21 protein-coding genes are annotated in these 25,655 nt (G+C 70.6%); 18 read left to right on the forward strand and 3 right to left on the reverse strand.

Going from position 1 to position 25,655, the window contains the following annotated elements:
- From uvrB to ACK8N7_RS28735, 4 genes are all read left to right on the forward strand, one after another.
- On the forward strand, positions 1-2,130 hold the full coding sequence (gene uvrB / locus ACK8N7_RS28720; RefSeq protein ID WP_403217935.1) for an excinuclease ABC subunit UvrB: 2,130 nt from the start codon (positions 1-3) through the stop codon (positions 2,128-2,130).
- Between the two features lie 168 nt (positions 2,131-2,298).
- Positions 2,299-2,877, forward strand: coding sequence for a TerD family protein (locus ACK8N7_RS28725; RefSeq protein WP_403217936.1), 579 nt, complete (start codon positions 2,299-2,301; stop codon positions 2,875-2,877).
- A 118-nt stretch (positions 2,878-2,995) separates the two neighbouring features.
- Positions 2,996-5,038, forward strand: a complete 2,043-nt coding sequence (locus tag ACK8N7_RS28730) for a TerD family protein (RefSeq protein ID WP_500444491.1) — start codon at positions 2,996-2,998, stop codon at positions 5,036-5,038.
- Between the two features lie 240 nt (positions 5,039-5,278).
- Positions 5,279-6,298, forward strand: a complete 1,020-nt coding sequence (locus tag ACK8N7_RS28735) for a TerC family protein (protein WP_015607861.1) — start codon at positions 5,279-5,281, stop codon at positions 6,296-6,298.
- A gap of 111 nt (positions 6,299-6,409) precedes the next feature.
- On the opposite strand, the gene ACK8N7_RS28740 is transcribed toward ACK8N7_RS28735, so the two are convergent.
- Positions 6,410-7,066 (reverse strand): MBL fold metallo-hydrolase, encoded by a 657-nt coding sequence (locus tag ACK8N7_RS28740; protein ID WP_403217938.1) that lies wholly within the window; start codon positions 7,064-7,066, stop codon positions 6,410-6,412.
- Positions 7,067-7,132: 66 nt separating this feature from the next.
- Positions 7,133-7,822 (reverse strand): maleylpyruvate isomerase family mycothiol-dependent enzyme, encoded by a 690-nt coding sequence (locus ACK8N7_RS28745; protein WP_403217939.1) that lies wholly within the window; start codon positions 7,820-7,822, stop codon positions 7,133-7,135.
- Positions 7,823-8,001: 179 nt separating this feature from the next.
- Here ACK8N7_RS28745 and uvrA point away from each other — a divergent pair, with 179 nt between their 5' ends.
- Complete coding sequence (gene uvrA, locus ACK8N7_RS28750) at positions 8,002-11,046, forward strand: excinuclease ABC subunit UvrA (RefSeq protein ID WP_403217940.1); 3,045 nt, start codon at positions 8,002-8,004, stop codon at positions 11,044-11,046.
- Between the two features lie 180 nt (positions 11,047-11,226).
- Entirely contained in the window at positions 11,227-11,655 is a 429-nt protein-coding gene (locus ACK8N7_RS28755) for a Rieske (2Fe-2S) protein (protein ID WP_031125601.1), read from the forward strand.
- Between the two features lie 21 nt (positions 11,656-11,676).
- Here the strand turns inward: ACK8N7_RS28755 and ACK8N7_RS28760 are convergent, their stop codons facing one another.
- Positions 11,677-12,603: a hypothetical protein gene (locus tag ACK8N7_RS28760; protein ID WP_403217941.1), complete on the reverse strand. Its 927-nt coding sequence runs from the start codon at positions 12,601-12,603 to the stop codon at positions 11,677-11,679.
- 228 nt (positions 12,604-12,831) lie between these two features.
- Here ACK8N7_RS28760 and ACK8N7_RS28765 point away from each other — a divergent pair, with 228 nt between their 5' ends.
- The 12 genes from ACK8N7_RS28765 to pgi all read left to right on the forward strand — a co-directional run bounded on the left by ACK8N7_RS28765 (position 12,832) and on the right by pgi (position 25,651).
- Positions 12,832-13,461, forward strand: coding sequence for a papain-like cysteine protease family protein (locus ACK8N7_RS28765; protein WP_403217942.1), 630 nt, complete (start codon positions 12,832-12,834; stop codon positions 13,459-13,461).
- Positions 13,462-13,465: 4 nt separating this feature from the next.
- A complete protein-coding gene (locus ACK8N7_RS28770; protein ID WP_500444492.1) occupies positions 13,466-14,383 on the forward strand; it encodes a hypothetical protein in 918 nt (305 codons plus the stop codon).
- Positions 14,384-14,515: 132 nt separating this feature from the next.
- Positions 14,516-16,624: an excinuclease ABC subunit UvrC gene (gene uvrC, locus ACK8N7_RS28775; RefSeq protein ID WP_403217944.1), complete on the forward strand. Its 2,109-nt coding sequence runs from the start codon at positions 14,516-14,518 to the stop codon at positions 16,622-16,624.
- Positions 16,621-17,628: an RNase adapter RapZ gene (gene rapZ / locus ACK8N7_RS28780; RefSeq protein WP_403217945.1), complete on the forward strand. Its 1,008-nt coding sequence runs from the start codon at positions 16,621-16,623 to the stop codon at positions 17,626-17,628. Before uvrC ends, rapZ begins: the two co-directional genes overlap by 4 nt.
- Positions 17,625-18,659, forward strand: a complete 1,035-nt coding sequence (locus ACK8N7_RS28785; RefSeq protein WP_403217946.1) for a gluconeogenesis factor YvcK family protein — start codon at positions 17,625-17,627, stop codon at positions 18,657-18,659. The genes rapZ and ACK8N7_RS28785 overlap by 4 nt, the downstream gene beginning before the upstream one ends.
- The gene (gene whiA / locus ACK8N7_RS28790) at positions 18,650-19,639 is read left to right on the forward strand and encodes a DNA-binding protein WhiA (RefSeq protein ID WP_015607850.1); all 990 of its coding nucleotides are present in this window, start codon (positions 18,650-18,652) and stop codon (positions 19,637-19,639) included. Before ACK8N7_RS28785 ends, whiA begins: the two co-directional genes overlap by 10 nt.
- Before the next feature lie 262 nt (positions 19,640-19,901).
- The gene (gene gap / locus ACK8N7_RS28795) at positions 19,902-20,912 is read left to right on the forward strand and encodes a type I glyceraldehyde-3-phosphate dehydrogenase (RefSeq protein WP_403217947.1); all 1,011 of its coding nucleotides are present in this window, start codon (positions 19,902-19,904) and stop codon (positions 20,910-20,912) included.
- Positions 20,913-21,025: 113 nt separating this feature from the next.
- The gene (locus ACK8N7_RS28800; protein ID WP_500444493.1) at positions 21,026-22,237 is read left to right on the forward strand and encodes a phosphoglycerate kinase; all 1,212 of its coding nucleotides are present in this window, start codon (positions 21,026-21,028) and stop codon (positions 22,235-22,237) included.
- Between the two features lie 6 nt (positions 22,238-22,243).
- A complete protein-coding gene (tpiA, locus tag ACK8N7_RS28805; RefSeq protein ID WP_500444494.1) occupies positions 22,244-23,020 on the forward strand; it encodes a triose-phosphate isomerase in 777 nt (258 codons plus the stop codon).
- 116 nt (positions 23,021-23,136) lie between these two features.
- The gene (secG, locus tag ACK8N7_RS28810; RefSeq protein ID WP_015607846.1) at positions 23,137-23,373 is read left to right on the forward strand and encodes a preprotein translocase subunit SecG; all 237 of its coding nucleotides are present in this window, start codon (positions 23,137-23,139) and stop codon (positions 23,371-23,373) included.
- A gap of 108 nt (positions 23,374-23,481) precedes the next feature.
- On the forward strand, positions 23,482-23,817 hold the full coding sequence (locus tag ACK8N7_RS28815) for an RNA polymerase-binding protein RbpA (protein WP_073880172.1): 336 nt from the start codon (positions 23,482-23,484) through the stop codon (positions 23,815-23,817).
- Positions 23,818-23,998: 181 nt separating this feature from the next.
- Positions 23,999-25,651 carry a glucose-6-phosphate isomerase gene (gene pgi, locus ACK8N7_RS28820; RefSeq protein WP_403217950.1) on the forward strand — a complete coding sequence of 551 codons (1,653 nt, stop codon included), beginning with the start codon at positions 23,999-24,001 and terminating at the stop codon, positions 25,649-25,651.
- Positions 25,652-25,655: the final 4 nt, after the last annotated feature.

Raw genomic sequence — 25,655 nt, forward strand, 5'->3', positions numbered from 1 at the left:
ATGCGGCCCGTTTCCAAGATCGAACGTTCGGTGGCGCCCTTCGAGGTCGTCAGTCCCTACCAGCCCAGCGGCGACCAGCCGGCGGCCATCGCCGAGCTGGAGCGGCGCATCCGCGCAGGTGAGAAGGATGTCGTCCTGCTCGGCGCGACCGGCACCGGCAAGTCGGCGACCACCGCCTGGATGATCGAGAAGCTGCAGCGCCCCACCCTGGTGATGGCGCCGAACAAGACGCTCGCCGCCCAGCTGGCCAACGAGTTCCGCGAGCTCCTGCCGAACAACGCGGTGGAGTACTTCGTCTCGTACTACGACTACTACCAGCCCGAGGCGTACGTCCCGCAGTCGGACACCTACATCGAGAAGGACTCCTCCATCAACGAGGAGGTCGAGCGGCTGCGCCACTCGGCGACGAATTCGCTGCTCACCCGGCGCGACGTCATCGTGGTCGCCTCCGTCTCCTGCATCTACGGCCTCGGCACGCCCCAGGAGTACGTGGACCGCATGGTCCAGCTCAAGGTCGGCGAGGAGATCGACCGGGACCAGTTGCTGCGCCGGTTCGTGGAGATGCAGTACACGCGCAACGACGTCGCGTTCACCCGCGGCACCTTCCGGGTCCGCGGCGACACCATCGAGATCTTCCCGGTCTACGAGGAGCTCGCCGTCCGCATCGAGATGTTCGGCGACGAGATCGAGGCGCTCTCCACCCTCCACCCGCTGACCGGAGAGGTCATCAGCGAGGACCGGTCGCTGCACGTCTTCCCCGCCAGCCACTACGTGGCCGGACCCGAGCGGTTGCAGAAGGCCGTCCGGGGCATCGAGGAGGAGCTCCAGGAGCGGCTGGCCGAGCTGGAGAAGCAGGGCAAGATGCTGGAGGCCCAGCGGCTGCGCATGCGCACGACGTACGACATCGAGATGCTCCACCAGATCGGCAGCTGCTCCGGCGTCGAGAACTACTCGATGCACTTCGACGAGCGCGCCCCCGGCACCGCCCCCAACACCCTCCTCGACTACTTCCCCGAGGACTTCCTGCTCGTCCTCGACGAGTCGCACGTCACGGTCCCGCAGATCGGCGCTATGTACGAGGGCGACGCCTCCCGCAAGCGGACGCTCGTCGACCACGGCTTCCGGCTGCCGTCCGCCATGGACAACCGCCCGCTGAAGTGGGAGGAGTTCCTGAAGCGGATCGACCAGACGGTCTACCTCTCCGCCACCCCGGGGAAGTACGAGCTCTCGCGCGGCGACGGCTTCGTCGAGCAGATCATCCGCCCCACCGGCCTGGTCGACCCCGAGATCGTCGTCAAGCCCACCGAGGGGCAGATCGACGACCTGGTGCACGAGATCCGCAAGCGCACCGAGCGCGACGAGCGGGTCCTGGTCACCACCCTCACCAAGAAGATGTCGGAGGACCTCACCGACTACTTCCTGGAGCTCGGCATCCAGGTCAGGTATCTGCACAGCGACGTCGACACCCTGCGCCGCATCGAGCTGCTGCGCGAGCTGCGCTCCGGCGAGTACGACGTCCTGGTCGGCATCAACCTGCTGCGTGAGGGCCTCGACCTCCCCGAGGTGTCCCTCGTGGCCATCCTCGACGCCGACAAGCAGGGCTTCCTGCGCTCCGGCACCTCCCTCATCCAGACCATCGGACGCGCCGCCCGTAACGTGTCCGGCCAGGTCCACATGTACGCGGACAAGATCACCCCGGCGATGGCGCAGGCCATCGACGAGACGAACCGCCGCCGCGAGAAGCAGATCGCCTACAACACCGAGCGCGGCCTGGACCCGCAGCCGCTGCGCAAGAAGATCAACGACATCGTCGCGACCATCGCCCGCGAGGAGATCGACACCGAGCAGCTCCTCGGCAGCGGCTACCGGCAGGGCAAAGAGGCCAGGACCCCGGTGCCGACGCTCGGCGCCAAGACGGCCAAGGGCGGCGCGAAGGGCCGGGGCGCGTCGGCCGGTGCGGTCGTCAGCGACCGTCCCGCCACCGAACTGGCCGGGATCATCGAGGAGATGACCGACCGGATGCGGGCCGCCGCCGCCGACCTGCAGTTCGAGGTGGCCGCCCGGCTGCGCGACGAGGTGGGCGAGTTGAAGAAGGAGCTGCGCCAGATGAAGGAGGCGGGCCTCGCCTGACGCGACGGGCGGCGCCCGACAGGGACCACACCGGGGGCCGTCGCCCCCCGGTGTGTTGCAAGACCGACACAAAAACGGACCGAACCTGCTGCCGTCCCGGGGGGAATGCGTAGGGTGCGGGAAACCGCACACGGATGGTTGCGGGGCAATGCCGAGAGGGGACAGCGCGTGACGGTCAATATGACCAAGGGTCAGGCCATCAGCCTGCAGAAGAGCGACGGGGGGACCCTGACCGCGGTACGGATGGGGCTCGGCTGGCAGGCGGCTCCGCGCCGCGGTCTGTTCGGCTCGCGCACCCGGGAGATCGACCTCGACGCCTCGGCGGTGCTCTTCGCCGACAAGCAGCCGGTCGACGTCGTGTTCTTCCGTCACCTCGTCAGCGACGACGGCTCGGTCAAGCACACCGGTGACAACCTCGTCGGCGGTGCCGGCTCCGGCGGCGACGACGAGGCGATCCTCGTCGACCTCCAGCGCGTCCCGGTCCACATCGACCAGATCGTCTTCACGGTGAACTCCTTCACCGGACAGACGTTCCAGGAGGTCCGGCACGCCTTCTGCCGCATCGTCGACGAGACCAACGGCCAGGAGCTCGCCCGGTACACGCTGGACGGCGGCGGCCAGTACACCGCACAGATCATGGCGAAGGTGCACCGTGCGGGCAGCGGATGGCAGATGACGGCCCTCGGAAACCCGGCCAACGGCCGCACCTTCCAGGACCTGATGCCGTTCATCCTGCCCCACCTGTAGGCGGACCGGACCGGATCAGAGGCCGGCACCGGCACGTGCAGCTCCCGGAGGCATCGGCCACCGGGAGCTGCACCGCGCGGAGCCCGGCGCAGCACACATCGTCGAGGGGGACAGCGCAATGACGGCCGAACTGGTCCGGGGGCAGAACCACACCTTGCCCCAGACCCGTCTGGAGATCCGGGTGTCGGCGGGCTCACCCGTCGTGGCCGGAGCCACCCTCGGCGACCAGAACGGCACGGTGCGCGGCGTCGAGTGGATCGCCCACCCCGGTGCCCACCGGCTTCCCGGACTGGAGGTCTCCCGCCAGGCCGCGGCCGGCCACCGTCTCGCCGTCGACCTGGAGGCCCTGCCCGACGAGGTGCACCGGGTCACCGTTCTGCTCGCCCTGCCGACGGGCGTCGGCGGGCCGACCCGGTTCGGCGCCACCGCCGCGCCGTTCGTCGCCGTCACCGGGCTCGACGGCACCGAGATCGCCACCTTCACGCTCACCGGCCTGGACGCCGAGTCGGCGGTCAGCGCCCTGGAGCTCTACCGCCGCCAGGGCGCCTGGAAGGTCCGGGCCGTCGGACAGGGGTACGCGGCCGGGCTGGCCGAGATGCTCGCCGACCAGGGCCTGGCCGGGGCGGCCGAGCTGGCCGCGTCCATCCAGGAGGCGGTCGCCCGGTCCCTGGCCCGCTCGGTGGCCCCACCGCCGCCCCGCACCCCCGAGGGCGACCGCGTACGGCACGCCTCCGGACCGTCGGACCCGCACCCACCGGCCGTGCCCCAGCCCCAGCCGACAGTTCACCCACCCGCCGCGCCCCAGTCGGCAACGCAAGCCCACCCTCCGGCCGTGCCCCAGCCCCAGCCGCCCGCACACCCGTCGGCCGTGCCACAGCCCGCCGCGCCCGCACACCCGCCGACCGGCCCCGGCGCCTCCGCCACCCCCGCGGCCGGTGGCCCCATCAACTACGCGCACCCGCGCCGGCAGCACGCCGCCCCGCCGCCGCCCCCGCCCGCCGCGCCCCCCGCCGAGCCCGGACAGGCCCCGCAGCCGGTCGCCGGGGACGCGACCGGCTGGTCGATGGACGAGCGGCTCTACAACCAGATCTGGGGCATGTTCGAGGACCTGGCACGGGCCGCCGCGGCCTACCGCAGCGCCGTGGACTTCGCCGAGTCGCGGATGGGCCAGGAGCTCGACCGGTCCCTGTCCGACCCGCGCAACCGGATCGGCGGTACGGGCGACCGCGCCCGCGAGGAGGCCCGCGCCAAGCGCGACGAGCTGACCGCCCGGGCCCGTGAGGTCCTCGACCGCGACCTCGCCCAGCTGGCCGCCGAGGCGGCCGTCGTCGAGCCCGCGCTCCCCGCCGCGTACGCCGGCTGGGACAACCCCGTCTGGCACGCCCACCGCATCCCGATGGAGCTGCCGATGGCCCTGCGCATCGGTGATCTCCATCTGCCCGAGCGCACCGACCTGCGCATCCCGCTGCTCGTCCGGCTGCCGCTGGAGCGGGGGATATGGGTGGACAGCGGGCGTACGGCATCCGAGGCCGCCGCCCTCATGGACACCGACCGGCTCCGCCGCCTCGCGGTGGAGACCGCCGTCCTGCACGCGGCCCGGCTGCTCGCGGTGTACCCGCCCGGTGAGTTCTCGGTCCATGTCATCGACCCGGCGGGCTCGGCGGCCGGGTCGATGGCGCCGCTGGTCGACGCGGGCGTCCTCGCCGGGCCGCCCGCCCCCGGGCCCGGGGGAGTGGCCTCGGTCCTCGCCCACCTCACCCGGCGCGTGGACCTGGTGCAGATGGCCGTGCGGGCCGGTGCGGCCGACGCGCTCCCGCCCGACCTGGACACAGGCGAGCAGCTCCTGGTGGTCAACGACTTCCCGCACGGCTTCGACGACCGGGCCGTCACCCAGCTCCGCTACCTCGCCGACGAGGGCCCCTCGGTCGGCGTGCATCTGCTGATGGTCGCGGACCGGGAGGACGCGAGTGCGTACGGGCCGGTCCTCGACCCGCTGTGGCGTTCGCTGCTGCGGATCACCCCGGTCGCCGACAACCACCTCGCCGACCCCTGGGTCGGTCACGCCTGGACATACGAGCCGCCGGCGACACCACCGGGCAGCCGCGTCCTGGCGCAGGTCCTCGCGGCGGTCACGGCCGCTCGCAGAGCCGCCGGCCGCTGACCGTACAACGGCCCCGACCTCCTGTTTTTACGATCTCTTTATGGTTTTCTTTACCTATCCTTGGTGTACCTGTACTGTTCGGTGCACGGAGGGGAGTACTCCTTACGCGACGTTCCCGTCAGTACGGACCGTGACCGGTCCCGGGGCGTCGGCCCGGCACGCATCCCGTGTGCCAGGGTGGAAGAGACCTCCGGCAGCGACGACGCTGATCAGTAGCCGTAGCGAACTGCCGGAGGCGCAGTGGACGTTTCATGGACCCTTTGGGCTCTGACCATCTTTGGTCTGTCAGCCCTGATCGCCGTCGACTTCTTCATCGGGCGCAAGCCCCATGACGTGTCGACCAAGGAAGCCGGGATCTGGACGGTCGTCTGGATCGCCCTGGCCATCCTCTTCGGACTCGGCCTCATGGTCTTCGGCGAGAGCCAGGCCTCCGGTGAGTTCTTCGCCGGATTCATCACCGAGAAGTCGCTGAGCGTCGACAACCTCTTCGTCTTCGTCCTGATCATGGCGAAGTTCTCGGTGCCCTCGCACCTCCAGCAGCGGGTGCTGCTCATCGGTGTGCTGATCGCCCTGGTGCTCCGGGCGATCTTCATCGCCGCCGGTGCCGCCGTGATCGCGAACTTCTCGTGGGTGTTCTACATCTTCGGCGCGTTCCTGATCTACACCGCCTGGAAGCTCATCCAGGAAGCGCGGGCCGACGAGGAGGACGAGGAGTTCGAGGAGAACCGTCTCCTCAAGAAGATCGAGCAGCGCTTCGGCGTCGCCGACCAGTACCACGGCACGAAGCTCTTCATCCAGAAGAACGGCAAGCGCATCCTGACCCCGCTGATGGTGGTCATGCTCGCCATCGGTATGACGGATGTGCTGTTCGCACTGGACTCGATCCCGGCGATCTTCGGACTGACCCAGGACCCGTACATCGTCTTCACGGCCAACGCGTTCGCGCTGATGGGCCTGCGCCAGCTGTACTTCCTCATCGGCGGTCTGCTGAAGAAGCTGGTCCACCTCAGCTACGGCCTGTCGGTGATCCTCGGCTTCATCGGTGTCAAGCTGGTGCTGCACGCCCTGCACGAGTCCGGGGTGCACGTGCCCGAGATCTCCATCCCGTTCTCGCTCACCGTCATCTGCGGCGTCCTGGTGATCACCACGATCACCAGCCTGATCGCCAACAAGAAGCAGGAGGCGGCCGAGGCCGAGGCGGCCGCGAAGGCCAAGAGCGTCGACGCGGCCGACGAGGAGACCGAGAGCGTCAGCAGCTGATCCCGGGCCGCCGAGCGCGGCACAGGGACCCACCGGCAGCGGCCGGGGCGGAACGGCACAAGCCGTCCACCCCGGCCGCTGTCCGTTCACGGGAGGCGAGCCGGCCCGGGGTCACCAGCCCCGCGCACGCCACTCGGGCAGCTGCGGCCGCTCGTCGCCGAGGGTCGTGTCGTTGCCGTGGCCCGGGTAGACCCAGGTCTCGTCCGGCAGCCGGTCGAACAGCTTCGTCTCGACGTCGTGCAGCAGGCTCGCGAACGCCTCGGGGTCCTTGTGCGTGTTGCCGACCCCGCCGGGGAAGAGGCAGTCCCCGGTGAACAGGTGCGGGGCCCCGTGCGGGTCGTCGTAGACCAGTGCGATCGAGCCCGGCGTGTGGCCGGTCAGATGGCGGGCGGTCAGCTCCACCCTGCCCACGGTGATGATGTCGCCGTCCTCCACGAGCACGTCCGTGGCGACCGGGATGCCCTCGGCGTCGTACCGCCCCGCGTACGTCCGGGCGCCGGTGGCCGCGACCACCTCGGCCAGCGCCTGCCAGTGGTCGCCGTGCCGGTGGGTGGTGACGACGGACGCGATGGAGTCGTCACCGATCAGCGCCAGCAGGGTCGCGGGCTCGGCCGCCGCGTCGATCAGTAGCTGCTCGCCGGTGGCCCGGCAGCGCAGCAGATAGGCGTTGTTGTTCATTCCGCCGACGGCGGCCTTCGAGATCATCAGATCCGTCAGTTCGTGCACGCTCGCCGGTCCGCCGACCTTCACCGCTCCGCTGTACGTCATGCGGCTCACCCTAATCCGTCCCCGCCGGGGCCAGGTGGTCTCCCTGGCCCCGGCGGGCACGGGCGCCTACAGCGGCGGCAGGGCCGGCAGGCCGCCCCCGGTCACCGTCAGGGCGGAACCGTCACGGCGGCCGGCGAGCCAGCCCAGCAGACCGGCCGCCGTACCCCGCACCGACACCGGGGCGCCGTCCGACCCGCCGCCCGTGGTCCAGGTGCGGCCGGCCTCGTCGGTCAGGGTGGTGGCGGGAACCTCCGGGTGGCCGGTGAAGCGTTCGGTGAGGAAGACGATCTCCCGCTCCGTGAACCCCTCAGGCAGGTCCTCCAGCTCGTAGCCGACGCCCAGGTCGACGTGGTGGATCTCCAGCTCGATCAGCCGGCGGAAGGGGACCCGGGACGCGGAGTCCGTCACACCGTTGCGCAGGGTGACCGTACGGGACCAGTCGGCCGGTTCGGCCGCCACCGCATCGAAGCGGCCCGCGCTCTCCTCGAAGTCGGCCAGCTGCTCGGCCAGGGAGCGGGAGGCGCCGGTGGCGATGTCGGCGTCCCGGGTTTCGCTGCTCGCGTACATCGGGAGACCCCGGAGAACATTTCCGAGCGCGTCGGCGTTACGTGACAGGTGGGCCAGAACATGGCCCCGACTCCATCCGGGCAGCCGTGACGGCTCGGCGAGAGCGGTGTTGTCCCACTTGCCCGCTTCGCTGAGCAGCCGATCGGTCGCTTCGCGTACAGCTCCCAGGTCGTGCACATGATCAATCATGCGGCCGAGCCTAGCTCCGCCACTCATTCGGGTGAAGGAGTCCGAGGGCGACCGTAAATCGAATGTGCGTGCTATACGCTCGGAGGAGACAGACCTTCCCACATCGCTGTGGCGCCCCCCATAACCTGGACCGGGGGCTCAGTTCCCCCCCGTTTCCCTCTAGAAAGGTGCGGACCGGCGTGGCCGACCGTCTCATCGTCCGTGGCGCGCGCGAGCACAACCTGAAGAACGTCTCGCTCGATCTCCCCCGTGACTCCCTCATCGTCTTCACCGGGCTCTCCGGGTCGGGCAAGTCGTCCCTCGCGTTCGACACGATCTTCGCCGAGGGCCAGCGGCGCTATGTGGAGTCCCTCTCTTCGTACGCCCGGCAGTTCCTCGGCCAGATGGACAAGCCGGACGTCGATTTCATCGAGGGTCTCTCCCCTGCCGTCTCCATCGACCAGAAGTCGACCTCGCGCAACCCGCGCTCGACGGTCGGCACCATCACGGAGGTCTACGACTACCTCCGGCTGCTCTTCGCCCGGATCGGCAAGCCGCACTGTCCCGAGTGCGGCCGCCCCATCGCCCGCCAGTCGCCGCAGGCCATCGTGGACAAGGTCCTCGGCCTGCCCGAGGGCAGCCGCTTCCAGGTGCTCTCGCCGCTGGTGCGCGAGCGCAAGGGCGAGTTCGTCGACCTCTTCGCCGATCTCCAGACCAAGGGGTACAGCCGGGCCAGGGTCGACGGCACCACCATCCAGCTCTCCGAGCCGCCCACGCTCAAGAAGCAGGAGAAGCACACCATCGAGGTGGTCATCGACCGCCTCACCGTCAAGGACAGCGCCAAGCGCCGTCTCACCGACTCGGTCGAGACCGCCCTCGGCCTCTCCGGCGGCATGGTCGTGCTCGACTTCGTCGACCTCCCCGAGGACGACCCCGAGCGCGAGCGGATGTATTCGGAGCACCTCTACTGCGCGTACGACGACCTCTCCTTCGAGGAGCTGGAGCCGCGCTCCTTCTCCTTCAACTCGCCCTTCGGCGCCTGCCCCGACTGCACGGGCATCGGTACGCGCATGGAGGTAGACCCGGAGCTGATCGTTCCGGACGAGGAGAAGTCGCTCGACGAGGGGGCGATCCACCCCTGGTCGCACGGCCACACCAAGGAGTACTTCGGCCGGCTGATCGGCGCGCTCTCCGAGGCGCTCGGCTTCCGCACGGACATCCCCTGGGCCGGACTGCCGCAGCGGGCCAAGAAGGCCCTGCTGTACGGCCACAAGATCCAGACCGAGGTCCGCTACCGCAACCGTTACGGGCGCGAGCGCGCCTACACGACCCCCGCCTTCGAGGGCGCGGTCCAGTTCGTCAAGCGGCGCCACACCGAGGCCGAGAGCGACTCCAGCCGGGAGCGCTTCGAGGGCTACATGCGCGAGGTGCCCTGCCCCACCTGTGAGGGCACCCGGCTCAAGCCGATCGTGCTGGCGGTGACGGTGATGGAGAAGTCCATCGCCGAGGTCGCCGCGATGTCGATCAGCGAGTGCGCCGAGTTCCTCGGCCGCCTCAAGCTGAACGCCCGGGACAAGAAGATCGCCGAGCGGGTCCTCAAGGAGGTCAACGAGCGGCTCAAGTTCCTGGTCGACGTCGGCCTGGACTACCTCTCGCTGAACCGCGCGGCCGGCACCCTCTCCGGCGGCGAGGCCCAGCGCATCCGGCTCGCCACCCAGATCGGCTCCGGCCTGGTCGGCGTGCTGTACGTCCTGGACGAGCCGTCCATCGGCCTGCACCAGCGCGACAACCACCGCCTGATCGAGACCCTGGTCCGGCTCCGCGACATGGGCAACACGCTCATCGTCGTCGAGCACGACGAGGACACCATCAAGGTCGCCGACTGGGTCGTCGACATCGGCCCCGGCGCCGGTGAGCACGGCGGCAAGGTCGTCCACTCCGGCTCGCTCAAGGAACTGCTGGCCAACAAGGAGTCGATCACCGGCCAGTACCTGTCCGGCAAGCGGTCCATCCCGACACCGGACATCCGCCGCCCGGTCGACCCGGCCCGCAGCCTCACCGTGCACGGTGCACGGGAGAACAACCTCCACGACATCGACGTCTCCTTCCCGCTCGGTGTGCTCACCGCGGTCACCGGCGTCTCCGGTTCCGGTAAGTCGACCCTGGTCAACGACATCCTCTACACCCACCTGGCCCGCGAGCTGAACGGCGCCAAGTCGGTCCCCGGCCGCCACACCCGGGTCGACGGCGACGACCTCGTCGACAAGGTGGTCCACGTCGACCAGTCGCCGATCGGCCGGACGCCCCGGTCCAACCCGGCGACGTACACCGGAGTCTTCGACCACGTCCGCAGGCTCTTCGCCGAGACGATGGAGGCGAAGGTGCGCGGCTATCTGCCGGGCCGCTTCTCCTTCAACGTCAAGGGCGGCCGCTGCGAGAACTGCTCCGGCGACGGCACGATCAAGATCGAGATGAACTTCCTTCCCGATGTGTACGTCCCGTGCGAGGTCTGCCACGGTGCGCGCTACAACCGGGAGACCCTGGAGGTCCACTACAAGGGCAAGTCCATCGCCGAGGTCCTGGACATGCCGATCGAGGAGGGTCTGGAGTTCTTCGAGGCCGTCCCGACGATCGCCCGCCACCTCCGTACGCTCAACGAGGTGGGCCTCGGCTATGTGCGGCTCGGGCAGTCCGCGCCGACCCTCTCCGGCGGCGAGGCGCAGCGCGTCAAGCTGGCGAGCGAGCTCCAGAAGCGCTCCACCGGCCGCACGGTCTACGTCCTGGACGAACCGACCACCGGTCTCCACTTCGAGGACATCAGCAAGCTGATCACGGTCCTCTCCGGCCTGGTCGACAAGGGCAACTCGGTGATCGTCATCGAGCACAACCTTGACGTCATCAAGACCGCCGACTGGGTCATCGACATGGGCCCCGAGGGCGGCAACGGCGGCGGTCTGGTCGTCGCCGAGGGCACCCCGGAGCAGGTCGCCTCGGTCCCCGCCAGCCACACCGGGAAGTTCCTCCAGGGCATCCTGGACGCCGACCGGATCAGCGAGGCCGCGGTGCCGTCGGGGCGGGGGACGGCCCGTAAGGCCGCCGCCCGGAAGACGACCACGGCGAAGAAGGCCGTAGCGGCCAAGAAGGCGACGGCCACGAAGACGGCCGTCACCAAGGCCACGGCGGCCAAGAAGGCGACGGCCACCAAGGCCACCGCGAAGAAGGCGACGCGCGCCCGCAAGGCCTGAGCCGACGACGGTGGCCCCTTCCCGCCCGGGAGGGGGCCACCGTCGTGACCGGCCCGGCCGCAGGCCGTCCGTTCCCCGCCGGTATCGTCGGTTCCGTCACCGGCAAGGAACGGTTTTCACCGCTTCCCGGACTGCCCGGCGACGCCTGCCCCGCCCCGAACAACGATCCGTGGAGTCCGCATGCCCGGCCTGCCCGCCGCCCGCCGTACCGTGCTGAAGGGCGCCGCGCTCGCCGGTGCCGCCGGGCTGGGAGCGGCCGCCTGCTCGACCGAATCCAAGCTCGGTCACGCCAAGCAGCCCACCCCCACCGCCCCCGTCGACCTCGGTGCGGCCTCCGAGGTGCCCGTCGGCGGCGCCAAGCTCTACCGCGAGCAGCGCCTGGTCGTCAGCTGCCCGGCGAAGGGCGAGTACAAGGCGTTCAGCGCCCAGTGCACCCACGGCGGCTGCGTCCTGACCAAGGTCGAGGGCACCGAGGGCCACTGCGCCTGCCACGGCAGCCGCTTCGACACGACCACCGGCAAGGTCGTCCAGGGCCCCGCCACCGTCCCCCTGCCCGCCGTCCCGGTCACGGCCGAGGGCGGAAAGCTCGTCGCGGGCCCGGGCGCCTGACACCACCACGCGACGCCGGGGTCAGTCCCAGTCCCAGTCGATGCCGACGAGCCCCGGCCGCACCCCTTCCTCCACCACGTGGACCGTCCGGTGGCGGCCGGTGAGCGTGAGGTCCCTGCGGGCGGCGCGCGCCGCCCCGGCCGAGGCCTGCTCGAAGCGGCGGCACCGGACCGGCAGCGCGGCCTCGTCGAAGCCGACCTGGAGCACGTACTGCCCGCCGCCGAAGGTGAAGCCGCGCACGTACTCGCCGCTCGCCCCGCCCGTACCGTCCTCGAAGCCGTAGCCGAAGAGGTACGTCTCGCCCGACCGCAGCCGGGTGTCGAAGAGCAGCTCCGCGACGAGCACCCCGGCCTCCCCGTCCCAGCGCACCCGCCCGGTGCGGCAGTTATCCCCGGCCCGTACGGCGATCCGCGACGGGTCGCACCCCGGATCGCCGCGGTGGATCGCCAGATAGCGGTCGATCCCGTCCCGGTGCGCCCGTACGACATGGAGCGAGGTACGGGCCGCCAGCTCGCGCCGCGCCCCGATCCGTACCCGCTCCTGGTGGTCCACGGTGTGCAGCCCGCCGTCCACCGGTGACTCCATCGCCGCCAGCAGCCGTTCCACCGCCCCCGAGGACTCCAGCAGCGAGCGGTACGAGCGCGCCGCCGGGCGCTCCCCGTCGCCACCGGAACCGTCGCCCCGCAGCAGCCGCAGCAGCGAGTCGTCCGGCAGCGCGAGCACGTCCTCCAGGGCGCGGACGGCCCGCAGCGACTCGGGGCGGCGGGGCCGGCGTACGCCCTGCTGCCAGTAACTCAGGCTGGTCACCCCGAGCTTGACGCCCCGGTGCGCGAGGTGGTGCTGCACCCGGTGGAGCGGCAGCCCGCGCACCGACAGGGCCGTGCGCAGGGCCAGATGGAAGGGGCCGGTGTGCAGCACCCGGTCCAGTTCTCTCTCGGTGTGCCGCATGGGGGCCTCCGGTGAACGTTCACGTGGGGGAGAGGGGACACCGCCCCCGGGGGATGCGGGGGAGCAGGTGACCGGGCTGCGCCGTTCACACGGGCGTCGCGCCGTTCACACCGTGATGTCACTCCGCATTGAAGCCTGTTGACCTGCTCCGGACAACGGTCGATGCTCCTCATCAGCGTCCGGACGCGCTCCTCCGATCCCCGCCCCCCCCGCCTTGGGAGGAACGCCATGCGCAACCGAAGAATCCGGCCCCGAAGGTTCTCGTTCACAGCCCTTCTGGCCGCCGCCCTCCTCGCTGTCCCCGCGGCCACCGCCACCGCGGCCCAGTCCGCGTCCCCGTCCCAGTCCCCGTCCCAGGACGGCGGAGTCACCGTCGCCGCCGCCCAGCGCCTCAACATCACCATGCAGGCCCAGCAGAAGACCAACTGGTGCTGGGCGGCCGGCGGCAACACCATCGCCGCCTGGTTCGGCCGCAACTACTCCCAGAACCAGTTCTGCAACGCCTCCTTCAACCGCTCCCAGAACTCCGAGTGCCCCAACTCGCAGGCCACCCTCGGCAACGTCCAGACCGGACTGTCCTGGACCGGCGTCCGCCCCGGCAGCTACGTCACCGGCTGGCTGCGCTACCCGACCGTCCAGACCGAGATAGCGGCCCAACGGCCCATCGAGACCCGCATCCAGTGGTCGTCCGGCGGCGGGCACATGCACGTCATCTACGGCTACGACGACGCCAACAGCTGGGTCTACTGGGGCGACCCGTGGCCCTCCAGCGACCGCTACAACTGGGCCTCGCACTCCTGGTACGTGAACAACAACCAGTTCTCCTGGACCCACTCGCTCTACCGGATCGGGGCGTGAGGACATGACCGCGACCAGCCGGCGCCTCGCCGTCGCCACCGCACTCACCGCCACCGCCCTGTGCACCGCCGCGCTCCCGGCCACCGCCGACGAGGGGCCCGCCGCACCGCCGAAGCTGACCGCCGCCACCCTCGAAGCCGCCCACGAGGCGGCCTCCGCTCCGGCGACCCTGGACACCCTGGCCCGGTTCTTCGCGAGGGAGGGAGCGGTGGCGCGTACGGCGGCCGCACCGCGCATCGAGGCGAAGACCGTCCCCGTACGCACGCTCTCCGCGGAGTTCGTCGCCGGGAGGGCGGGGGCCGCACCGAGCACCCTGGACTACCTCGCCGCCACCGCCGTCTCCTCCGACGGACAGAAGGCCTCCCTGTGGACCGTCCCCGGGGCCGCCGGCAGCGGAAAGTGGCGGGTGGTGAACATCGCCACCGGCGACGACGAGGCCCGCTACACCGCTCAGGGGGCCCGCGCGCTCCCCGGCGGCACGGTGTTCCGCGAACCGCAGATCGACGCCTGGTACGTCCACGACGCCTCCCGGGTGCTCCCCCTGGACGAGGACGCCACGGCGGCCGTGGGCGCGAAGGGCACCAGCCTGAACGCCTACCGGGCCCGGGTGAAGGAGGCGTACGGCGACAAGCTGCAGGGCTCCGGATACGCGAAGTCCGGGAAGGCCGGAGGCTATGGCCCAGGGGCTGCCGACACCGGAGCGGCACCGGCCCCGGCACCCGCTCCCGGCGCCGACCGGGCACCGCAGGCCGCACCGGGCCCCGCGCTCGCCGACGCGACGGGTACGGGCACCCCGGACACCGCCCTGACGACCGTCTCCACGGTGGCCGGGGCCGGGGCCCTGCTCGCCCTGGCCCTCGGCGGCGCCGCCGCCGTTCGCCACCGGACCCGCACCCGGCAGAACCCCGCGCCGGACGCCTGAGCGGAGCGCTCCGGGGCCCGCACGCCCCGGAGCGACCGTCCGTGAGGCCGCGCTCCGGGGCCCGGCACCCCGGAGCGCACCGGTCACACTGAGGACGACGCGGTGTCACACCCCGCAAGTAGGGTGTGAGACATGGCAGACCCCTCCAGCTACCGCCCCAGCCCGGGGCAGATCCCCGACTCCCCGGGGGTCTACAAGTTCCGCGACGAGCACCGCCGGGTGATCTACGTCGGGAAGGCCAAGAACCTCCGCCAGCGCGTGGCCAACTACTTCCAGGACCTGGCCAATCTCCACCCGCGTACGCGCACGATGGTCACGACCGCCGCATCCGTCGAGTGGACGGTCGTCTCCACCGAGGTCGAGGCGCTCCAGCTGGAGTACACCTGGATCAAGGAGTTCGACCCCCGGTTCAACGTCAAGTACCGGGACGACAAGAGCTATCCCTACCTCGCCGTCACGCTGAACGAGGAGTTCCCCCGCGTCCAGGTGATGCGCGGCGCCAAGAAGAAGGGCGTGCGCTACTTCGGTCCGTACGGGCACGCCTGGGCGATCCGCGAGACGGTCGACCTGATGCTCCGCGTCTTCCCCGTCCGCACCTGCTCCGCCGGGGTCTTCAAGAACGCCGCCCGCACCGGCCGCCCCTGCCTGCTGGGCTACATCGACAAGTGCTCCGCCCCCTGCGTCGGCCGGGTCAGCCCCGAGGAACACCGGGAGCTGGCCGAGGACTTCTGCGACTTCATGGCCGGGCGCACGGGCACCTACATCCGCCGCCTGGAGAAGGACATGATGCAGGCGGCCGAGGAGATGGAGTACGAGCGCGCTGCCCGGCTCCGGGACGACGCCGAGGCGCTCAAGCGGGCCATGGAGAAGAGCGCCGTCGTCCTCGCGGACGCCACCGACGCCGACCTCATCGCCGTCGCCGAGGACGAGCTGGAGGCCGCCCTCCAGATCTTCCACGTGCGCGGCGGCCGGGTCCGCGGCCAGCGCGGCTGGGTCACCGACAAGGTCGAGGCGGTCGACACCTCCGGCCTCGTCGAGCACGCCCTCCAGCAGCTGTACGGGGAGGAGCGCGGCGACGCCGTCCCCAAGGAGGTCCTGGTCCCCGCCCTGCCCGAGGACACCGAGGCGGTCTCCCAGTGGCTCGCCGAGCGCCGGGGCTCCCAGGTCAGCCTGCGCATCCCGCAGCGCGGCGACAAGAAGGACCTCATGGCGACGGTCCAGCGCAACGCCCAGCAGGCGCTCGGCCTGCACAAGACCAAGCGCGCCTCCGACCTGACCACCCGCTCCCGCGCCCTGGAGGAGATCGCGGAGGCGCTCGGCCTGGACACGGCCCCGCTGCGCATCGAGTGCTACGACATCTCCCACCTCCAGGGGGACGACGTGGTGGCCTCCATGGTGGTCTTCGAGGACGGACTCGCCCGCAAGAGCGAGTACCGCCGCTTCCAGATCAAGGGCTTCGAGGGCCAGGACGACGTCCGCTCGATGCACGAGGTGATCGGCCGCCGCTTCAAGCGCTACCTCCAGGAGAAGGAGCGCACGGGGGAGTGGGAGGAGGCCCAGGAAACCGCTCCCGGGGTCACCGGCCCCGTGCCCGCCACCCCCGGAGCCCCCGGCCCCGGCCTCGTCCCCGCCACACCCGGGGTCACCGGCCCCGTCCCGGCCCCCGTGCTCACCGCCGCCTCCCCGGCCGACGAGATCGAGCCCCGGGAGGACGACGGCCGCCCCAAGCGGTTCGCCTACCCGCCGCAGCTCGTCGTGGTCGACGGCGGACAGCCCCAGGTCGCCGCCGCCAAGCGGGCCCTGGACGAGCTGGGCATCGACGACATCGCCGTCTGCGGCCTGGCCAAGCGCCTGGAGGAGGTCTGGCTCCCCGATGACGACGACCCCGTCGTCCTGCCCCGCTCCAGCGAGGGCCTCTACCTCCTCCAGCGCGTCCGCGACGAAGCACACCGCTTCGCCATCACCTACCAGCGCGCCAAGCGGGCCAAGCGCGTCCGCTCCAGCCCCCTGGACGACGTGGCGGGCCTCGGCGAGACCCGCAAGCAGGCCCTGATCAAGCATTTCGGCTCCGTGAAGAAGCTCCGGCAGGCGACAATCGAGGAGATCTGCGAGGTTCCCGGGATAGGGCGCAGGACGGCGGAATCGGTGGCGGCCGCCCTCGCCTCGACCGCTCCCGCGGCCCCTGCCGTGAACACGGCCACAGGAGAGATCATGGAAGAGGACGACGGGGGCGCGTCATGACCGGGCCCGCCCGCCGGGCCGACCGCGCGGGCGACGACGCCGGCGCGGGCCCCGACGACCAGCAGCACGCACGAACAGACCGAGCAGACGGAGCAGACGTGAGTACGAACACCACGAACGAGACGGGCGAGGCAGCGGTGCCGGCCATCCCCGAGCTGGTGATCATCTCCGGCATGTCCGGCGCCGGGCGCAGCACCGCCGCCAAGTGTCTGGAGGACCTCGGCTGGTTCGTCGTCGACAACCTGCCCCCCGCGCTGATCCCCACCATGGTGGAGCTGGGCGCCCGCTCGCAGGGCAACGTGGCGCGGATCGCCGTCGTCGTCGACGTACGCGGCCGGCGCTTCTTCGACAACCTCCGCGAATCCCTCGCGGACCTGGAGGCCAAGCACGTCACCCGGCGGATCGTCTTCCTGGAGTCCTCCGACGACGCCCTGGTGCGCCGCTTCGAGTCCGTCCGCCGCCCCCACCCCCTCCAGGGCGACGGCCGCATCGTCGACGGCATCGCGGCCGAGCGCGACCTGCTGCGCGAGCTGCGCGGCGACGCCGACCTGGTCATCGACACCTCCAGCCTCAATGTGCACGAGCTGCGGGCCAAGATGGACGCCCAGTTCGCCGGCGACAACGAGCCGGAGCTGCGCGCCACGGTGATGTCCTTCGGCTACAAGTACGGCCTGCCCGTCGACGCCGACCTGGTCGTGGACTGCCGCTTCCTGCCCAACCCGCACTGGGTCCCGGAGCTGCGCCCCTTCACCGGCGTCAACGAGGAGGTCTCCGACTACGTCTTCGACCAGCCGGGCGCCAAGGAGTTCCTCAACCAGTACACCGAGCTGCTCCAGCTGATCGCCGCGGGCTACCGCCGCGAGGGCAAGCGGTACGTGACCATCGCGGTGGGCTGTACGGGCGGCAAGCACCGCTCCGTCGCCATGTCGGAGAAGCTCTCGGCCCGCCTGGCCGCCGAAGGCATCGAGACCGTCCTCGTGCACCGGGACATGGGGCGAGAGTGACCGGACGCAATCTGCGGTTGCGGCGCCTCAGCCGCGCCACATCGGCGCTCGCGGGCCGCAAACGCGGTGGACAGCCCAAGGTCGTCGCGCTCGGCGGCGGCATGGGCCTCTCGGCGTCCCTGGCGGCGCTGCGCCGGATCACCGGCGATCTCACGGCCGTGGTCACCGTCGCCGACGACGGCGGCTCCAGCGGCCGGCTGCGCGAGGAGCTGGGCGTCCTGCCCCCCGGTGACCTGCGCAAGGCGCTCGCCGCGCTCTGCGGCGACGACGACTGGGGCCGCACCTGGTCCCGGGTCATCCAGCACCGCTTCGAGTCCAAGGGCGACCTCCACGAGCACGCGGTCGGCAATCTGCTGATCGTCGCCCTCTGGGAGCAGCTCGGCGACCACGTCCAGGCCCTGGACCTGGTCGGCAAGCTGCTGGGCGCGCACGGCCGGGTGCTGCCGATGTCCGCCGTTCCGCTGGAGCTCCAGGCGCTGGTGAAGGGCCACGACCCCGAGCTGCCCGACGCGATCGTCACCGTGCGCGGCCAGTCCACCGTCGCGCTCACCCCGGGCGAGGTGCAGTCCGTGCATGTCGTCCCGCCCGACCCGCCGGCCGTCCCGGAAGCGGTCGAAGCGGTCCTGGACGCCGACTGGGTGGTGCTCGGCCCGGGCTCCTGGTTCTCCTCCGTGATCCCGCATCTGCTGGTGCCGGAACTGCTCGACGCACTGGTCACCACGAAGGCCCGCAAGGTCCTGTCGTTGAATCTCGCACCACAGCCCGGTGAAACAGAGGGGTTCTCACCGCAGCGTCATTTGGAGGTTTTGGGACGACACGCCCCTAAACTCGCCTTGGACGTGGTGCTGGCCGACGAGGCAGCCGTGCCCGACCGCGAATCCCTCGCCGACGCCGCACAACGGCTCGGCGCCGCGGTCGAGCTGGCGCCGGTGGCATCGCCCGACGGCGTTCCGGTCCATGATCAGGAGCTGTTGGCCACCGCGTACGACCGTATTTTTCGGATGCATGGAAGGATCGGCCCATGGCGATGACGCCAGCGGTGAAGGACGAAATCTCTCGGCTTCCCGTCACCCGGACCTGCTGCAGGAAGGCAGAGGTCTCGGCGATTCTTCGGTTCGCGGGCGGGCTGCACCTGGTGAGCGGCCGGATTGTGATCGAGGCGGAGCTGGACACCGCGATGGCGGCGCGCCGGCTCAAGCGCGACATCCTCGAAATCTTCGGGCACAGCTCGGAGCTGATCGTGATGGCCCCGGGCGGGCTGCGGCGCGGTTCGCGCTATGTCGTACGGGTGGTGGCGGGCGGCGACCAGCTCGCCCGCCAGACCGGCCTGGTGGACGGCCGCGGCCGCCCCATCCGCGGTCTGCCCCCGCAGGTGGTCTCGGGGGCCACCTGCGACGCCGAGGCGGCCTGGCGCGGGGCGTTCCTCGCTCACGGCTCGCTCACCGAGCCCGGCCGCTCCTCCTCCCTGGAGGTCACCTGCCCCGGGCCCGAGGCGGCCCTGGCCCTGGTCGGGGCGGCCCGCCGGCTCTCCATCGCGGCCAAGGCCCGCGAGGTCCGCGGTGTGGACCGGGTCGTCGTCCGCGACGGCGACGCCATCGGCGCCCTGCTCACCCGGCTCGGCGCCCATGAGTCGGTGCTGGCCTGGGAGGAGCGCCGGATGCGGCGCGAGGTCCGCGCCACGGCCAACCGGCTCGCCAACTTCGACGACGCGAACCTGCGCCGCTCGGCCCGCGCGGCGGTCGCCGCCGGGGCCCGGGTGGGGCGCGCGCTGGAGATCCTCGCCGAGGAGGTCCCCGAGCACCTCGCGGCGGCCGGACGGCTGCGCATGGAGCACAAGCAGGCCTCGCTGGAGGAGCTCGGAGCACTCGCCGACCCGCCGCTGACCAAGGACGCGGTCGCCGGCCGGATCCGCCGCCTGCTGGCCATGGCCGACAAGCGGGCCCAGGATCTCGGTATCCCCGGGACGGAGGCGACGCTCAGCGAGGAGCTGGCGGACGGCCTGGTCGGCTGACCCCCCGAGGGGATGTCCGGCCGACTCGTCGGCGGGCGGGGGACGTTGGTCCCCGGCCATCGGGACCAAGGTCCTTAAGCACGAACGGAGGCCCGTGACCCTACTGGGGAGTACGGGCCTCCCGGCATGTCCCGGTGGCGCGTACGGCCCCTCTCGATGTCACCCCGGAGCCCTTGGAGAGGTAGGGTCGGAGGCGGTCGGGGACATCCCTATACAACTCGCCGGCGTCGAAAACCGGCGTACCTAACGAGGAGATCGGTTCGTGACGATCCGCGTAGGCATCAACGGCTTTGGCCGCATCGGTCGCAACTACTTCCGCGCGCTGCTGGAGCAGGGTGCGGACATCGAGATCGTGGCTGTCAACGACCTGGGTGACACTGCGACCACGGCCCACCTGCTGAAGTACGACACCATTCTGGGTCGTCTCAAGGCAGAGGTCAGCCACACCGCCGACACCATCACCGTCGACGGTCACACCATCAAGGTGCTCTCCGAGCGCAACCCGGCCGACATCCCCTGGGGTGAGCTGGGCGTCGACATCGTCATCGAGTCGACCGGCATCTTCACCAAGAAGGCCGACGCGGAGAAGCACATCGCCGGTGGCGCCAAGAAGGTCCTCATCTCGGCTCCGGCCAAGGACGAGGACATCACCATCGTGATGGGCGTCAACCAGGACAAGTACGAGGCGGCCAACCACCACGTCATCTCCAACGCCTCCTGCACCACCAACTGTGTGGCGCCGATGGCCAAGGTTCTCGACGAGAACTTCGGCATCGTCAAGGGCCTGATGACGACGGTCCACGCGTACACCAACGACCAGCGCATCCTGGACTTCCCGCACTCGGACCTGCGCCGCGCCCGCGCCGCCGCCGAGAACATCATCCCGACCACGACCGGTGCCGCCAAGGCCACCGCTCTGGTCCTCCCGCAGCTCAAGGGCAAGCTCGACGGCATCGCGATGCGCGTCCCGGTCCCGACCGGCTCCGCCACCGACCTCGTCGTCACCCTGGACCGCGAGGTCACCAAGGACGAGGTCAACGCCGCGTTCAAGAAGGCCTCCGACGACGGCGACCTCAAGGGCTTCCTGACGTACACCGAGGACCCGATCGTCTCCTCGGACATCGTCGGCGACCCGTCGTCCTGCACCTTCGACTCCTCCCTGACCATGGTCCAGGAGGGGAACACGGTGAAGATCCTCGGCTGGTACGACAACGAGTGGGGCTACTCCAACCGCCTCGTCGACCTCACGGTCTTCGTCGGCGAGCAGCTCTGACCCTCGGGTCGGCGGCATCACGATGTGACTGAGGGGCTCGACCGGCGCAATGGAGCGCCGGTCGGGCCTCTTAGCATGTTCATCCGTCCCTGCAAGGAGTAACGGAAGACCAGATGAAGACGATCGACGAACTTCTCACCGAAGGGGTCGCCGGCAGGCGGGTATTCGTCCGCGCCGACCTCAACGTGCCGCTGGACGGCACCACCATCACCGACGACGGCCGCATCCGCGCCGTCCTCCCGACGGTCGCCAGGCTCGCCGAAGCCGGCGCGCGGGTCGTCGTCGCCTCGCACCTGGGCCGTCCCAAGGGTGCCCCGGACCCGGTGTTCTCGCTGGCGCCCGCCGCCGCACGCCTCGGTGAACTCCTCGGTGCCGACGTCGCCTTCGCGACCGACACCGTCGGCGACTCGGCCCGCGCCACCGTCGCGGGCCTCACCGACGGCCAGGTCGCCGTCCTGGAGAACCTCCGCTTCAACGCCGGAGAGACCTCCAAGGACGAGGCCGAGCGCGGCGCCTTCGCCGACCGGCTCGCCGAGCTCGCGGACGTGTACGTGGGCGACGGCTTCGGTGCCGTACACCGCAAGCACGCCTCGGTCTTCGACCTCCCGGCCCGGCTGCCGCACTACGCGGGCTACCTCATCGCCACCGAGGTCGGCGTCCTGAAGAAGCTGACCACCGACGTCAAGCGGCCCTACGCCGTCGTCCTCGGCGGCGCCAAGGTCTCCGACAAGCTCGGCGTCATCGACCACCTGCTGGAGCGCGCCGACCGCATCCTGATCGGCGGCGGCATGGCGTACACCTTCCTCAAGGCCCAGGGCCACGAGGTCGGCAGCTCGCTGCTCCAGGAGGACCAGATCCCGGTCGTCCAGGAGTACCTGCGGCGCGCGGAGGAGAAGGGCGTGGAGTTCGTCCTCCCGGTCGACGTCGTCGTCGCCCCCGCCTTCCCCGACCTGAGGACCAAGGCCCCGGCCCACCCCAGCACCGTCGCCGCCGACGCCATTCCGGCCGGTCGGATGGGTCTGGACAACGGTCCGGAGACCAACAAGCTCTACGCATCGAAGCTCGCCGACGCGGCCACCGTCTTCTGGAACGGCCCGATGGGTGTCTTCGAGCACCCCGACTTCGCCGACGGCACCCGCGCGGTCGCCCAGGCGCTCCTCGACTCCCCGGCGTACACCGTCGTCGGCGGCGGCGACTCCGCCGCGGCCGTGCGCATCCTGGGCTTCGACGAGAATGCTTTCGGACATATTTCGACCGGTGGCGGCGCCAGCCTCGAATACCTCGAGGGCAAGACGCTTCCCGGCCTCGCCGCACTGGAGGACTGACCCTTAATGAGCACCCGTACCCCGCTGATGGCGGGCAACTGGAAGATGAACCTCAACCACCTCGAGGCCATCGCCCACGTCCAGAAGCTCTCCTTCGCCCTGGCCGACAAGGACTACGACGCCGTCGAGGTCGCCGTCCTGCCGCCCTTCACCGACCTGCGCTCCGTGCAGACCCTGGTGGACGGCGACAAGCTGAAGATCAAGTACGGCGCCCAGGACATCTCGGCGCACGACTCCGGTGCGTACACCGGTGAGATCTCCGGCGCGATGCTCGCCAAGCTGCGCTGCACGTACGTGGCCGTCGGCCACAGCGAGCGCCGCCAGTACCACGGCGAGAACGACGAGATCTGCAACGCCAAGGTGAAGGCCGCCTACCAGCACGGCCTGACCCCGATCCTCTGCGTCGGCGAGGGCCTGGACATCCGCAAGGCCGGTGACCAGGTCTCCTACACGCTCGCGCAGCTCGACGGCGGGCTGAAGGACATCCCGGCCGGGCAGGCCGAGTCCATCGTCATCGCCTACGAGCCGGTCTGGGCCATCGGGACCGGCGAGGTCGCCACCCCCGAGGACGCCCAGGAGGTCTGCGGTGCGATCCGCCGCCGGCTGGCCGAGCTGTACTCGCAGGAGCTGGCCGACGCCGTCCGCATCCAGTACGGCGGTTCGGTGAAGTCCGGCAACGTCGCGGCCATCATGGCGCAGCCCGACGTGGACGGTGCCCTCATCGGCGGCGCCGCGCTGGACGCCGACGAGTTCGTCAAGATCGTCCGCTTCCGCGACCAGTGAGTATGCGGTAGCGCCGATCCGTCGTACCCTTGCGGGGGCCGAGGGGGTTGCCACCCCTGAGGCCCCCGCTGTACGTACAGGCAGTAGTCAAGAATTCCGGAAAGTAGGGACCAGCCGTGGTTTTGGCGTTCCAGATCGCTCTGATCGTCTTCAGCCTGCTGCTGATGCTGCTGGTGCTCATGCACAAGGGCAAGGGCGGCGGCCTCTCCGACATGTTCGGCGGCGGAATGCAGTCGTCCGTCGGTGGCTCCTCCGTTGCCGAACGCAACCTCGACCGCATCACCGTCGTGGTCGGCCTGGTCTGGTTCGCGTGCGTCGTCGTCCTCGGTCTGCTCGTCAAGCTGGGCGACTGACCCGCGTCCGCGATTCCCGGTGAGGGTGTAACTCCTTTCACTGGACGCGCGTTGGGCCTTACGTAGACTGGGGCATCCTCGAGCACCATCACGCAGGGAGTTACGACCGTGGCAAGTGGCAACGCGATCCGGGGAAGCCGGGTCGGAGCGGGGCCGATGGGTGAGGCCGAGCGGGGCGAGTCCGCGCCGCGCCTCCGCATCTCCTTCTGGTGCTCCAACGGGCACGAGACGCAGCCGAGCTTCGCCCATGACGCGCAGGTTCCGGACACCTGGGACTGCCCGCGCTGCGGCTTCCCGGCCGGCCAGGACCGGGACAGCCCGCCGGACCCGCCCCGCACCGAGCCGTACAAGACGCACCTCGCGTACGTACGCGAGCGGCGCAGCGACGAGGACGGCGAGGCCATCCTCGCCGAGGCGCTCGCCAAGCTCCGCGGCGAGATCTAGCGCAACCCGCCCAGCTCCACGGACCCACCCAGTCGTTCACCGGCCGGACACCCCCAGGGTGTCCGGCCGGACTGCTTTACCTCCTCCTGGCCCGCGTCCGCGCCACCCCGCTCCTCGATCAATTAGGTTGGAGGGGCGGCGGGGAAGCCGAGTGACAAGAAGAAGTGGGCTGATATCCGGGATGAACGCAGCAAGCCGAACCAAGCTCAACCAGACCCCCGAGTGGACTGCTCTCGCCAAGCACCGTGAGGAGTTCGGCGCCACCCAGTTGCGCGAGCTGTTCGCGCAGCAGCCGGACCGGGGCACCGCCTCCACCCTCCGGGTCGGCGACCTCCACCTCGACTACTCCAAGCACCTGGTCACCGACGAGACGCTGCGCCTGCTGCGCGAGCTCGCCGCCGCGACCGGGGTCGCCGGGCTGCGGGACGCGATGTTCCGGGGCGAGAAGATCAACACCACCGAGGACCGGGCCGTCCTGCACACCGCGCTGCGCGCCCCGCGCGGAGCGGTGATCGAGGTCGACGGCGAGAACGTCGTACCCGCCGTGCACGCCGTCCTGGACAGGATGGCCGCCTTCGCCGAGAAGGTCCGGGCGGGTGAGTGGACCGGTCACACCGGCCGCCCCATCAAGAACATCGTCAACATCGGCATCGGCGGCTCCGACCTCGGCCCCGCCATGGCGTACGAGGTGCTGCGCTCCTTCACGGACCGCTCGCTCACCGTCCGGTTCGTCTCCAACGTCGACGGCGCCGACCTCCACGAGGCGGTCCGCGACCTGGACCCGGCCGAGACGCTGTTCATCGTCGCCTCGAAGACGTTCACCACGATCGAGACGATCACCAACGCCACCTCCGCCCGCGACTGGCTCCTCACCGAGCTGCGGGCCGGTCAGGACGCCGTCGCCAAGCACTTCGTCGCGCTGTCGACCAACGCGGAGAAGGTCGACGAGTTCGGCATCGACACGGCCAACATGTTCGAGTTCTGGGACTGGGTCGGCGGCCGCTACTCCTTCGACTCCGCTATCGGCCTCTCGCTGATGATCGCCATCGGCCCGGACCGGTTCCGCGAGATGCTGGACGGCTTCCACCTCGTCGACGAGCACTTCCGCACCGCCCCCGCCGAGGAGAACGCCCCGCTCCTCCTCGGCCTGCTCGGCGTCTGGTACGGCAACTTCTTCGACGCCCAGTCGCACGCGGTGCTGCCCTACAGCCACTACCTGTCCAAGTTCACCGCGTACCTCCAGCAGCTCGACATGGAGTCCAACGGCAAGTCCGTCGACCGCGAGGGCGACCGGGTGGAGTGGCAGACCGGCCCGGTCGTCTGGGGCACCCCCGGCACCAACGGGCAGCACGCCTATTACCAGTTGATCCACCAGGGCACCAAGCTGATCCCGGCGGACTTCATCGGCTTCGCCGCCCCGGTCCACGACCTGCTGCCCGGCCTGATCGCCCAGCACGACCTGCTGATGGCCAACTTCTTCGCCCAGACCCAGGCGCTCGCCTTCGGCAGGACGCCCGACGAGGTCCGCGCGGAGGGCGTGCCGGAGGAGCTCGTCCCGCACAAGACGTTCCGCGGCAACCACCCGACGACCACGATCCTCGCCGACCGGCTGACCCCCTCGGTCCTCGGCCAGCTCATCGCGCTCTACGAGCACAAGGTCTTCGTCCAGGGCGCCATCTGGAACATCGACTCCTTCGACCAGTGGGGCGTCGAACTCGGCAAGGTCCTCGCCAAGAAGATCGAGCCCGTCCTGACCGAGGGCACCGGGGCCGAGGAGCTCGACAGCTCCACCGCCGCCCTGGTCGCCGCCTACCGCACACTGCGGGGGCGCTGAGCCC

It is taken from the genome of Streptomyces griseobrunneus (assembly GCF_046713465.1).
Lineage (GTDB): Bacteria > Actinomycetota > Actinomycetes > Streptomycetales > Streptomycetaceae > Streptomyces > Streptomyces microflavus.

Coding starts and splice junctions, on each gene's coding strand:
- pgi (WP_403217950.1), top strand. CDS start 23,999: ATGAACGCAGCAAGCCGAACCAAGCTCAACCAGACCCCCGAGTGGACT.
- ACK8N7_RS28760 (WP_403217941.1), bottom strand. CDS start 12,603: ATGCGGCACACCGAGAGAGAACTGGACCGGGTGCTGCACACCGGCCCC.
- ACK8N7_RS28765 (WP_403217942.1), top strand. CDS start 12,832: ATGCGCAACCGAAGAATCCGGCCCCGAAGGTTCTCGTTCACAGCCCTT.
- ACK8N7_RS28730 (WP_500444491.1), top strand. CDS start 2,996: ATGACGGCCGAACTGGTCCGGGGGCAGAACCACACCTTGCCCCAGACC.
- uvrC (WP_403217944.1), top strand. CDS start 14,516: ATGGCAGACCCCTCCAGCTACCGCCCCAGCCCGGGGCAGATCCCCGAC.
- ACK8N7_RS28800 (WP_500444493.1), top strand. CDS start 21,026: ATGAAGACGATCGACGAACTTCTCACCGAAGGGGTCGCCGGCAGGCGG.
- tpiA (WP_500444494.1), top strand. CDS start 22,244: ATGAGCACCCGTACCCCGCTGATGGCGGGCAACTGGAAGATGAACCTC.
- ACK8N7_RS28740 (WP_403217938.1), bottom strand. CDS start 7,066: ATGACGTACAGCGGAGCGGTGAAGGTCGGCGGACCGGCGAGCGTGCAC.
- whiA (WP_015607850.1), top strand. CDS start 18,650: ATGGCGATGACGCCAGCGGTGAAGGACGAAATCTCTCGGCTTCCCGTC.
- uvrB (WP_403217935.1), top strand. CDS start 1: ATGCGGCCCGTTTCCAAGATCGAACGTTCGGTGGCGCCCTTCGAGGTC.
- ACK8N7_RS28745 (WP_403217939.1), bottom strand. CDS start 7,822: ATGATTGATCATGTGCACGACCTGGGAGCTGTACGCGAAGCGACCGAT.
- rapZ (WP_403217945.1), top strand. CDS start 16,621: ATGACCGGGCCCGCCCGCCGGGCCGACCGCGCGGGCGACGACGCCGGC.
- ACK8N7_RS28770 (WP_500444492.1), top strand. CDS start 13,466: ATGACCGCGACCAGCCGGCGCCTCGCCGTCGCCACCGCACTCACCGCC.
- ACK8N7_RS28755 (WP_031125601.1), top strand. CDS start 11,227: ATGCCCGGCCTGCCCGCCGCCCGCCGTACCGTGCTGAAGGGCGCCGCG.